2 protein-coding genes are annotated in these 12,820 nt (G+C 74.7%); both read right to left on the bottom strand.

The window, feature by feature from the left end; all coding sequences use genetic code 11:
• Positions 1–901 (bottom strand): beta-ketoacyl synthase N-terminal-like domain-containing protein (locus AB0367_RS38050; protein WP_366231383.1); only part of this gene is annotated, 901 nt, incomplete at its 3' end.
• Positions 902–915: 14 nt separating this feature from the next.
• Positions 916–12,810, bottom strand: a complete 11,895-nt coding sequence (locus AB0367_RS38045; protein ID WP_366231382.1) for a type I polyketide synthase — start codon at positions 12,808–12,810, stop codon at positions 916–918.
• Positions 12,811–12,820: the final 10 nt, after the last annotated feature.

Genomic DNA, 12,820 nt, shown 5'->3' with positions numbered 1-12,820 from the left:
GATTCACCGCCGAACCACGAACCACCGCCAACACCGGATGACCATTCGCCACCGCATCCGACAACCGCTCCACCAACAACACCCCGACACCCTCGGACCAGATGGTGCCGTCCGCGGCGCCCGCGAACGCCTTGCACCGGCCGTCCGGGGCGAGGGCACGCTGCCGGCTGAAGGACACGTACGGGTCGGGGTCGGCGACGATGCTCACGCCGCCGGCCAGGGCCAGATCGCACTCGCCCGAGCGCAGCGACCGCACCGCCAGATGCAGCGCGACCAGCGACGACGAGCACGCCGTGTCCACGGTGAGCGCGGGGCCCGACAAGCCGAGCACGTAGGACACCCGCCCGGAGATGACACTGGTGGCCGTGCCGGTGTGCAGCAGGCCCTCGACCTCGGGGACGCGGGACGAGCCGAAGCCGTAGCCGCTGATCATGCCCCCGATAAAGACACCGGTGGGGCTGTTGCGCAGGGTCGCCGGGACGATGCCGGCCCGCTCCAGGGTCTCCCATACGGTCTCCAGCACGAGCCGCTGCTGCGGGTCCATGGCCAGCGCCTCGCGCGGCGAGATCCCGAAGAAGCCGGCGTCGAACTCGGCGGCGTCGTGCAGGAAGCCCCCGTTGCGGGTGTACGAGGTCCCGGGCTTGTCCGGATCGGGATCGTACAGCGCGTCGACGTCCCAGCCGCGCCAGTCCGGCCACTCGGTGATGGCATCAGTGCCTGAGGTGACCAGGTCCCACAGCTGCTCCGGCGAGTTCGCGCCACCGGGGAAGCGGCAGCTCATCGACACGATGGCGATCGGCTCGTGCCGCGCCTCCTCCTCCTCGCGCAGCTGGCGCCGGGCCTGGCTGAGGTCGGCGGTGGCCCGCCGCAGATACTCGAGAAGCTTCTCGTCGTTCGACATCGTCGTTCGGCTCCTCACACCACGCCGTAATCGTTGTCAAGGATTTCGAAGAGCTCGTCCGCGGTGGCGGAGCCGATGCGGTCGGCGTCCACGGCCGACGCGGCGGCCGGTGCCCACCGGCGGACGAGGGTGTTCATCCGGTCGGCGATCTGCTTGCCGACCGGGGTGTCCGGGGAGAGATCGGCCAGCGCCGTCTCCAGCCGCGCCAGCTCGCTCAGGACCTGGTTGCTCTCCGCGGCCTCGGAGCACAGCTCGTCGTACAGGACGTCGACGACGGCATTCGGCGTCGGGTAGTCGAAAACCACGGTGGTCGCCAGCTGCACCCCGGTGGCGGTGCGCAACTGGTTGCGGAATTGCACCGCGAGCATGGAGTCGAAGCCTCCGTCCGAGAACGCCTGGTCGGGCCGGACGTCCCTGCGGTCGCTGTGGCCGAGGACCGCCGCCGCGTGCCCGGTGACCAGGTCCAGCAGCACCTTGCGCCGGGCCGGCGGGTCCAGTGGCAGCAACCGCCCGGTCAGCGCCGTGCCGGGCTCCGTGCCCTCCTCGTTGGGCGCGGCACGCAGCGCCCGCGTCACCTCCGGCAGCTCACGCATCAGGCCCAGCACCCGCGGCGCGGGCGCGGAGGCGACGATCCGCTCCACGTCAAGGTCGGCGATGACACCGGACGGCTCGTCCTGGTCCAGCAGACGTTCCAGGAGGGCGGTGACGGTCGCCGGCGTGAGTGGGCGATCGATCGCGGACGACCGGGTGTCCTGTCCCCCGAGCGCGACCACGAGCGCGTGCGCGCCGCGGTCGCGGCGCCGGCGGGCCAGCGCCTGGACGGCCGCGTAGGCCGCGGTGGACGCGCCACGCCGGACCGCGCCCCAGGCAGCGCTCAACGGGGTCAGCAGAATGAGGCTCGCGTCCTCGGCCGCCGGCAGCCGATCGAGGCTCTCGACGGTGGACAAGGCGGCGTGCATGGCGTCGTCGAGCTCCGCGTCGGTGAGTGCCGTCAGCGTCGCTCCCGCCTCCTCCTGCCCGGCCTGATGCACCACGGTCGACAGGGCGAGCCCGGCCGGCGGCTCGCAATCCCCCGGACCGCGGTCGGTGACGGTGAGCTGCGCGCCGAGCCCGGCCAGTTCCGCGCGCAGCGCTGGCACCGTCGTCGTGTCGGCCCCGTCGACATCGGTGAGCATGATGTGCGTCGCGCCCCGCCCGGCCAGCCATCGGGCCAGCTGCGCCGTGAGCTCGCTCAAGCCGCCGGTGATCAGCGCCGCGCCGCCCGCCGGGGACCAGTCCCGCTGTGCCGGGCCGGCAGGTGGGTCGACGCGCAGAAGCCGCCGCACGTGCCCGCCGCCGGGTCGCAGGGCGACCTGGGCCTCGTCGTGGCCCCCGGCGAGGACCGCGGCCAGCCGGCGCACGACGTCGGCGTCGGGCTCGCCGGGCAGGTCCACCAAGCCACCCCAGCGCGGCTCCTGTTCCAGCAGAACGACCTGGCCGAGACCCCACACCGGGGCCTGTCCGGGCAGCGCGAGAGGCTCGTCGCCGACAGCGACCGCCCCGCTGGTCACGCACCACAACGGCGCCGTGACGCCGGCGGAGTCCAGGGCCCGCAGCAGCTCCACGGTGCTGACCAGGCCGGCGGGCGCCCACTCGCGGCCGGGAGCCGGGCGCTCGTCGAGGGCGAGCAACGAGAGGACCCCGGCCGGTGCCGGCGCCGCCGTCGCGAGGGAACCCGCCAGCGTGGACGCCGGCACGCCGGCCGCCACGGTGACCATGGCGGGCCGGGCACCACTGGCCAGCAGGGCCTCCGCACAGGCCGCGACGGCCGGGTGGTCGCCGTGCTCGGCGGGGACCACCAGCAGCCAGTCGCCGTCGAGGGCACCGGCGTTGGTCGTGGCCAGCGGTTGCCACCCTGCCCGATAGATCACTCCCCGCGACGACCCGGCTCCGTCCGCGGCGTAGCCGGGCGCCGCCGCGTACCTGCCGCGGTTCGGCAGCCAGTACCGCTCATACTGGAACGGGTAGGTGGGCAGCGGGACCGCACCCGCGGCGGAGCCGGCCAGCACCGGCACCTCGGTCCAGGACACGGACGCGCCGTCGCACCACGCCTCAGCCATCGAGGTCAGCAGTCGATCCCAGCCACCGTCGCCGCGGCGCAATGTGCCGATGGCGGTGACCGCGCGGGCGGCGTCCTCGGCGGTGCCCTCCACCCCGGGGGTGAGCACGGGATGCGGGCTCACCTCGACGAACCGGGTGAACCCCGCCTCCAGCAGGCTCCTCGTGCCGCGGGCGAACTCGACCGGCTCCCGCAGGTTCCGGTACCAGTAGCCGGCATCCAGTTCGTCGCCGTCGACGCGCTCGCCGGTGACGGTCGAGTGGAGCGGAATCTCGGTGGCCCGCGGCTCGATGTCCGCGAGCGCCTCGAGCAGCTCGCCCCTCACCTGGGCGACCTGAGCCGAGTGGGCGGCGTAGTCGACGGGGATCCGGCGGGCACGTACGCCCTCGCGCTCGCAGTCCGCCAGCAGCGCGTCCAAGGCGGCCGGCTCGCCGGCCACGACCACGGCGCCCGGACCGTTGACGGCGGCGACACCGATGCGCTCGCCGTACGGAGCGAGCAGACCAGCGGCGCGCTCCCGGCCCACCGCGAGGGACACCATGCCACCCGCGCCGGACAGCCGGCGCAGTGCCCGGCTGCGCAGCGCCACGACCTTCGCCGCGTCGGCCAGCGTGAGCGCGCCGGCGACACAGGCGGCGGCGATCTCACCCTGGCTGTGGCCGATCACCGCGTCCGGGCGTACGCCGGCGGCACGCCACTGCGCGGCCAGCGCGACCATCACGGCGAACAGCACCGGCTGCACGACGTCGACCCGGTCCAGGGAGGCCGACCCGGGCTCGGCCCGCAACACGCTGGTCAGCGACCAGTCCACATGCGGGGCGAGCACTCTCTCCAGCTCGGCGATGCGGGCCGCGAACTGCGGCGCGGTGTCGAGCAGGTCGGCGGCCATCCCCGGCCACTGCGCCCCCTGGCCGGGAAAGACCAGCACGGTACGGCCCGCTCCCGCCTCCCCGCGCACGATGCCGGGCGCGGTCCGGCCCTCCGCGAGATCGGCAAGGGAGCTCAGGAGCGAGTCGCGGTCCGGCCCGACGACGGCGGCGCGGACGGCGAAGGCCGAGCGGGTGGTGGCCAGAGCATGGGCCACGTCGACGGGCGGAAGCTGCGGATCGGCGACCAGGTGGGCCCGCAGCCGGGCGGCCTGTGCGCGCAGAGCCGCCTCGGTGCGGGCGGACAACGGCAACGCCACCGGGCCCGCGCCTGGCGTCCCGCCAGCGATCGGGTGGGCAGGCTCGGCGGGCGCCTCTTCGAGGACGACGTGCGCGTTGGTGCCGCTCATGCCGAAGGCCGAGACGCCGGCCCGGCGCGGCTGGTCGCCGGTCTGCCAGGGCAGGGCCGCGCTCAGCAGCTCGACGCCGCCGCCGGACCAGTCGACGCGGGTGGTGGGCTCGTCGATGTGCAGCGTCCGGGGCATCAGCCGGTGCCGCAGGGCCTGAATCGTCTTGATCACACCGGCCACGCCCGCGGCGGCCTGGGTGTGGCCGATGTTGGACTTCAGTGAGCCGAGCCGCAGCGGTTCGCGGCCCTGCCGCTGCTGGCCGTACGTCGCGAGCAGCGCCTGCGCCTCGACCGGGTCGCCCAGGACGGTGCCGGTGCCGTGCGCCTCGACGAGGTCGATGTCCGCGGCGGACAGGCGGGCGTTCGCGAGCGCCTGCCGGATCACCCGCTGCTGGGCCAGTCCGCTCGGCGCGGTCAGGCCGTTCGACGCGCCGTCCTGGTTGACGGCGGAGCCGCGGACCACGGCGAGGACAGGGTGGCCGTTGCGGCGGGCGTCGGACAGGCGCTCGACCACGAGCATGCCGACGCCCTCGCCCCAGCCGGTGCCGTCGGCGGTCTCGGCGAAGGAGCGGCAGCGGCCGTCGGGCGAAAGACCCCGCTGCCGGCTGAACTCGACGAAGACGTCCGGCCCGGCCATCACAGCCGCGCCGCCGACGAGGGCGAAGGTGCACTCGCCGGCGCGCAGCGCCTGACCGGCGAGGTGCAGGGCCACCAGCGACGAGGAACAGGCGGTGTCCAGGGTGACCGCGGGCCCTTCAAGACCCAGCTGGTACGAGATCCGGCCGGAGGCGACGCTGGTGACGTTGCCGGCGAGCAGGTGACCCTCGACGTCGGCTCCTTCCGGACCGGCGCCGTAGCCCTGACCGGTGACACCCACGAAGACACCACCGGGGCTGCCCTTGAGCCGCGCCGGGTCCATGCCGGCCCGTTCCAGCGCCTCCCAGGCCGTCTCCAGCAGCAGGCGCTGCTGTGGGTCCATGGCCAGCGCCTCGCGCGGCGAGATGCCGAAGAACGCGGCGTCGAAGTGGCCGGCGTCGTCGAGGAACCCGCCGCCGGTGGTGTAGAAGGTCCCGGCGTGCTCGGGGTCGGGATCGTAGAGCGCCGCGACGTTCCAGCCACGGTCGGTGGGTATGGTCGAAATCGCGTCGACGCCGTCGGTGACGAGCGTCCAGAGGTCCTCGGGCGACCGCACGCCGCCGGGGAAACGGCAGGCCATGCCGACGACGGCCAGCGGCTCAGCGGCGTCGGCGGCGGATACCCCGGCCACCGGTACGGGCCCGACCGGCTCCGGTCCGCCGCCGGTCAGCAGGGCGTGGAGGTGGGCGCCGAGCGCGGTGGCGGTGGGGTGGTCGAACATCAGCGTGACCGGCAGGGCCAGACCGGTCGCGGCACCGAGCCGGTTGCGCAGTTCCACGGTGGTGAGGGAGTCGAAGCCCAGCTCGCGCAGCGGCCGGTCGGGGTCGAGCAGGTGGTCGGCGTCGTGACTGAGCGCCCGGGCCGCCTCCGCCGTCACCAGGTCACGCAGCAGGGCGTGCTGCTCGGCGTCGGCCAGCCGGGCGAACCGGCGCCGCCACCCGGCGGGGACGTCGCTGTCGGTGTCGACCTCGGTGCTCGCCGCCTGCGTGGCCTCGGGAACACCGCCCAGCAGGGCGCTGGGGCGCGCCGCCGTGAACGTGGGCACGAACCGCTTCCAGTCCACGTCGGCGAGGACGACGTGGGTGTCGCCCAGGTCGATCGCCTGCCGGAGCGCGGCGAGCGCGGCGGCCGGGTCCATGCCGATCAAGCCGTGCCGGCGCAGGCTGGTGCCGGCCTCCCCGTGGGCCATGCCGGTACCGGCCCAGGGCCCCCAGGCCACGGACGTGGCGGGCAGCCCGCGGGCACGGCGGCGCGCGGCGAGCGCGTCCAGGTGGGCGTTGGCGGCCGCGTAGCCGCTCTGCCCGCCGCTGCCCCAGGTGCCGGCGATCGAGGAGAACAGGACGAACGCGTCCAGAGGCGCGCCGTCGAGCAGTTCGTCGAGGTGCGTCGCGCCGAGCGCCTTGGCGGCGAGCTCCGTGGTGTCGGTCTCGCCGGTACGCTCCGCGATGCGGGCGACGCGGACCACTCCGGCGGCGTGGAAGACGGCGCTGGGCAGGTCCCCGGCCGCACGCAGGCGATCCAGCAGCCCGGCGACCGCGGCCCGGTCGGCCACATCACAGGCCACCACGGTGACCCGCGCGCCCGAGCCCTCGAGGTCGGCGGCGAGTTCGGCGGCACCGGGCGCCGCGATGCCGCGCCGGCCGGCGAGCACGAGGTGTCCGGCACCGTCGGCGGCCAGCGCGCGGGCCACCTCGGCGCCGACGCCGCCGGTACCGCCGGTGATGAGGACGGTGCCGGTCGGGCTCCAGCGGGCCCGCGCCGGCGCCGTGGCCCGAGCGGAGCGCACGAGGCGACGACCGAACGGCCCGGCCGGGCGGATGGCGATCTGGTCCTCGTCACCGAAGGCACCGGCCAGGGCAGCGACGAGCATGCGCAGGGCGCCGGGATCCGGTACAGCGGGCAGGTCCACCAGGCCGCCCCAGAGGTCCGGGTGTTCCAGGGCGGCGACCCGGCCCAGACCCCAGATCTGCGCCTGGAACGGGTCCGGGGCCGCGTCCTGGGCCACACCGGATGTGACGCACCAGAGCCGCGCGGCGATACCGGCATCGATCGTGGCCTGTACCAGCCGGACGGTCGGGGCGAGGCCGTCACCGCCCGACGCGAGCAGGGACAGCACTCCCACCGCCGCGGTACCGGCGAGCCGCTCAGCCAGTTCCGAGCGCGTGGTCGCGGGCCCGACCGGCACCACGGTCACCTCGGCGCCGTACTCGGCGAGCGCCGCTTCGACAGCGTGCGCCGCCTCGCCGGCCGTCGGCACCACGAGCAGCCACCGTCCACTGAGGCGGGGGTCACGCGGCGCGGCGAGCGGCTCCCACGAGATCTCGTAGCGCCAGGCCGCGGCGTTGCGCTCCTGCCGTGCGCGGACACGCCAGGTGGACAGCGCCGGCAGCACCTCGCCGAGCGGTGCCCGGTCGTCGACGTTCAGCAGGGCGGCCAGGCCCGGGGCGTCGGCGTGCTGGATCAGGTCCCAGAAGCCCTCCGCGTCGTCCGCCGGCTTGGCGGGCGCGGCGGTTGGCCAGAAGCGCCGGTGCTGGAAGGGGTAGGTGGGCAGATCGACCTGGCGTCCGGGCGCGGGCCACGTCACAGGTACGCCCCGCACGTGCAGGCCGGCCAGTGCGGCGGTCACCGACTGCACCTCGGGACGGCGCTTGGCCAGCAGTGTCAGTGGCGTGAAACCGCTGTCCGGGGGCAGGCACTCGGCCAGCATCGCGGTGAGGACGCCGCCCGGCCCGACCTCGAGGAACGTGGTGGCACCCTCGGCCCGTAGCCGCCGGGCACCGTCGAGGAAGCGCACGGTGCCGCGTACGTGCCGCACCCAGTAGTCGGCGGAGCACAGCTCCTCCCCCGAGGCCGGCTCGCCGGTCAGGTTGGAGATCACCGGGAGCTGCGGCCGCGCGTACGCGATGGATTCCGCGACGGCGCGGAACTCCTCCAGCATCGGGTCCATGTGCGCGGAGTGGAACGCGTGGCTGACGGCGAGCTGTCGAGTCCGGCGGCCGAGCCGGCTGAACCGTTCGGCGACGGCCCGCACCGCGTCCTCGTCCCCGCTGAGCACGGTCGCGGTGGGTCCGTTGACCGCCGCGATCGCCACCGGATCACCGGCGAGCGCCTCGCAGACCTCCGCCTCGGTCGCCTCCACCGCCACCATGACGCCACCCGCCGGCAGGTCGTCCATGAGGCGCCCGCGGGCGGCGACCAGCCTGGCGGCGTCGGCAAGACCCAGCACGCCTGCGACGTGAGCGGCGGCGAGCTCGCCGACGGAGTGTCCGATCAGCAGGTCCGGCCGCACCCCACGCTGTTCCAGCAGGCGGTACAGGGCCACCTCGACGGCGAAGAGCGCGGGCTGGGTGTAGCGGGTCCGGTGCAGCAGGGACGCCGCCTCACTGCCCTCGGCGGCGAACATGATGTCCCGCAACGACAGGTCGAGGTGCGGCGCGAAGTGGGCGAGCACCTCGTCGAGGGCGTCGGCGAACGTCGGCTCGGCGCGGTAGAGCTCGGCGCCCGCCGCGGCGATCTGGCTGCCCTGACCGGGGAAGAGCAACGCGGTCCGGCCCGTGCCGTCCGCGACACCGGTCACGAGGGCCTGGTGCGCCATGGCCGGGAGACCGTCCGCGAGCGCGGCGAGCGCCAGCCGCGTCTGGGTGCCGTCGTGGCGCAGGATCGCGGCGCGGTGCCTCAGCCTGGCACGCCCGGTGGCGAGCGTGTGGGCCACGTCCGCCGGGTCGTCGCCGGGGTGGGTGTCCAGGTGCGCGCCGAGGAGGGTGGCCTGGGCCCTCAGCGCCTGCGGGGTCGCGGCGGAGAGCAGCAGGGGCGCCGGGAGCGCCTCGGCGGGAACCTTCGCGTTCGCGTCGGTCGCGGGCGCCTCTTCGAGGATCACGTGCGCGTTCGTGCCGCTGATGCCGAACGAGGAGATGCCGGCCCGCCGGGGCTGACCGGCACTGGGCCACTCGGTCAGGCCGGTGAGCAGCCGCAGTCCGGACGCGTCCCAGTCGACGTGCGGCGTGGGCGCGTCGACGTGCAGGGTCGGCGGGAGCGCGGCGTGACGCATGGCCAGCGCCATCTTGATCACGCCGGCCATGCCTGCGGCGGCCTGGGTGTGGCCGATGTTGGACTTGACCGAGCCGATCCACACCGGATCGTCGGCGCCGCGTTCGGCGCCGTACACGGCCTGCAGCGCCTGCGCCTCGATCGGATCGCCCAGCCTGGTGCCGGTGCCGTGGGTCTCGACCGCGCCGACGTCGGCGGCGCGGATGCCGGCGGCCCGCAGCGCGGCACGGATGACCTGCTGCTGGGCGGTGCCGTTGGGGGCGGTGAGCCCGTTACTGGCACCGTCCTGGTTGATCGCGGTGCCGGGGACGAGCGCGAGCACGCGGTGGCCGAGGCGGCGGGCGTCGCAAAGCCGCTCCATCAGCAGGACCCCGGCCCCTTCGGACCAGGAGGTGCCGTCGGCATCCGCGGAGAAGGACTTGCACCGGCCGTCCGGGGCGAGGCCCTGCTGCCGGCTGAACTCGACGAAGAGCGTCGGGGCGCTCATGACAGTGACGCCGCCGGCCAGCGCCTGCACGCACTCGCCGCGGCGCAGCGCCTGCGCGGCCAGATGCATCGCGACCAGCGAGGAGGAGCAGGCGGTGTCGAGGGTGACCGCGGGACCGTTCAGGCCGAGGATGTAGGCGACACGGCCGGACAGGATGCTCGCGCCGATACCGGTCACGATGTGGCCTTCCACGTCCTCGCCGGCCTCGCTGAGCCGCAGCATGTAGTCCTGGCCGTTGGTGCCGATGAAGACGCCGACGGACTCGCCCCGCAGCGAACCGGGGTCGATCCCGGCGTGTTCGATCGCCTCCCACGACGTCTCGAGCAGCAGCCGCTGCTGGGGATCCATGGCCAGCGCCTCGCGGGGAGAGATCCCGAAGAACTCCGCGTCGAAGCCGCCCGCGTCGGCCAGGAAACCGCCGCGCCGGCTGTAGGTGGTGCCTGGTCGCTCGCGGTCCGGGTCGTACAGCCGGGCGGTGTCCCAGCCGCGGTCCTCGGGCCAGTCGGTGATCGCTTCCCTGCCTTCGGCGAGCAGCTGCCAGAACGCGTCGGGTCCGTGCACGTCGCCGGGGAAGCGACAGCCGATGCCGACGATCGCGATCGGCTCGTCGGACGCGTCCGCCGCCGCGGGGGCCACCGGTTGCGCCGCCGCGGCGGCCGGTGTCCCGGTTCCGGCGAGCTCCGTAGCCAGGTGGGCGGCGAGTGCCTGCGGCGTGGCATGGTCGAAGATCAGGGTGGTCGGCAGCCGCAGGCCGGTGACGGCGGCGAGCCGGTTACGCAGGTCGACCGCGTTGAGCGAGTCGAAGCCCATCTCGGCGAAGGCGCGTGCCGGGTCCACGGCGGAGGAACCGCTGTGGCCCAGAACCCGGGCGGCCAGGTCACGCACGCGCCCGGTGAGCAGGTGTACCCGCTCGGGGCCGGGTATGGACGCGAGCTGGGTGCGCAGCGAGCCCTTGTCCTCGGTGGCCTCCGCCGTGTCGTCCGTGTCTTCCGTACCGGGCAGGCCGTTGAGCAGGGCCGAGCGCCGCATGCGGCCGGACGCGGCGAAGCGTGACCAGTGGACGTCCGCGACGACGGTGCTCTCCCCGCCGCCGGCCAGGATCCGTTCCAGCGCCTGGATCGCCGTACCGGGGTCCATGGCCCGGACACCGGAGCGCTCCAGCTGATCCACGCTGCGCTGGTCCACCATGCCGGGGCCGCCCCACACGCCCCAGGCCACCGAGGTGGCCGGGAGGCCCGCCGCTCGCCGCTCGGCAGCGAACGTGTCCAGCGCGGCGTTCGCCGCGGCGTAGTTGGCCTGGCCGGCACCGCCCACGACGCCGCTGAGCGAGGAGAACATCACGAAGGCGTCGAGGTCGCGGTCCCTGGTCGCCTCGTGCAGGTTGACGGCGCCGGCGAGCTTGATCCGCAGTACGGTGCTCAACCGCTGCGGCGTCATGGCGTCGAGGACGCCGTCGTCGAGGACGCCGGCCACGTGGAACACGGCGCTCAGGGGCCACTGCTCGGGGATCGCGGCGAGCGCGGCGCCCAGCTGTTCCGGGTCGGCGACGTCGGCCGCGGTGATGGTCACGGCGCAGCCGAGACCGGTGAGCTCCTCGCGCAACTGCGCCGCGCCGGCGGCCGCCATGCCGCTGCGGCTGAGCAACAGCAGGTGCGGGGTGCCCTGCGCCGCGAGGCGGCGGGCGAGGTGGGCACCGAGTCCGCCGGTGCCTCCGGTGATCAGGACGGTGCCCGAGCCGGGCCGGCGTTGCGGCGCCGGGCCCGCCGTGCGGGGGGCGGGCGTCAGCCGGCGGCCGTACACACCGGTGGATCGCACCGCGACGTGGTCCTCGTCCCGGACGGCGGACAGGACCGTCCGGAGCCGGGCGACGACTCGTTCGTCCACCTGCGGGGGCAGGTCGACCAGGCCGCCCCAGCGCTCCGGCTGCTCCAGGGCCACGGTGCGGCCGAGGCCGGCGACGGCCGCGTGGGCGGCCGATCCGGGCCGCTCCCCGAAGCCGATGGCGGCCACGGCGCGCGTGGCGAACCACAGCGGGGCATACACCTCGGCGTCGCCGAGGCTCTGCACGAGCGTGAGCGTGAGCGACAGGCCGCCGGGCAGGTCGGGGTGGCCGGGGTACGGGCGCGGCTCGTCGGCGAGCAGTGACAGAACTCCGGCGACGGTACGGTCCCCCAGCGCCTCGCGGATCAACGCGGTCAGCGACTGCCGATCCTCAGCCGGCCCGGGGACGGCAAGGTGGACGATCTCCAGGCCGGCCGCGGCGAGCGCGGCGGGCACGTCGTCGCCGGTGTCGGCGTGCTCCGGGGTCACCACGAGCCAGGGCCCGGCCGGCGGTGCCGTGGGAGGCAGGGACAGCGGCTGCCAGGCCACCCGGTAGCACCACGAGTCGGCACGCTCGGATCCGGCACGCTCGGCGCGCCAGGCGGACAGCGCCGGCAGGACTTTGCTCAGCGCGTCGGCGTCGACGTCGAGCTTGTCCGCGAGCTCGGCCAGCGGACGGTTGTCGAGCTCGCGCAGGATGTCGTCGTCCGGGGCGGTCACCGACGGGGTCGCCCGCCGGCCCGGCCAGTAGCGCTGACGCTGGAACGGATAGGTGGGCAGCTTGATCGGCGGGGTGGCGACGCCGTCGAGCGCGACGGTCCAGTCGACGGACAGGCCCCGCGCCCAGGCTTCGCCGAGCGAGCACAGCAGGCGCCGCAGCCCGTCCTCGCCGCGCCGCAGGGTTGCCAGGGCCACGGCCGGCGTGCCGGCGGCCTGGGCGGTGTCCTCGATGCTGGCCGTGAGCACCGGATGCGGGCTCATCTCGAGGAAGGTGGTGTGGCCGGACTCCTCGGGAGCGGCCAGCGCTTGCACGGCGGGCGCGAAGGCGACGGTCTGGCGCAGGTTGCGGTACCAGTAGTCGGCGTCCAGGGTGGCGCTGTCCACCCAGCCACTGTCCACAGTGGAGTAGAACGGCACCGTCCCGGTCAGCGGGCTCAGCCCGGCCAACGCCGCCCGCAGGGAGTCACGGACCTCTTCGACCTGCGGCGAATGCGAGGCGTAGTCGACCTCGATGAGTCGCGCCCGCACGTCGCCCTCGGCACACCGCGCGACCAACTCCGTGACCGCATCCGGATCACCGGCCACCACCGTCGAAGCCGCACCGTTCACCGCGGCGATACCGATCCGATCCGACCACGGCGCGATGAGCTCCGCCGTCTCCTCCCGCGACCGCGCGACCGACGCCATCCGGCCCTTACCGGCCAGGACACGCAACGCCTGACTCCGCAGTGCGACGACCTTCGCCCCGTCCTGCAGCGACAACCCACCAGCCACCACCGCCGCCGCGATCTCACCCTGACTGTGCCCCACCACCGCATCCGGCACCACACCAAAC

It is taken from the genome of Dactylosporangium sp. NPDC051484 (genome assembly GCF_040689395.1).
Taxonomy (GTDB): domain Bacteria; phylum Actinomycetota; class Actinomycetes; order Mycobacteriales; family Micromonosporaceae; genus Dactylosporangium.
This window is presented reverse-complemented; position numbering and strand designations above follow the sequence as displayed.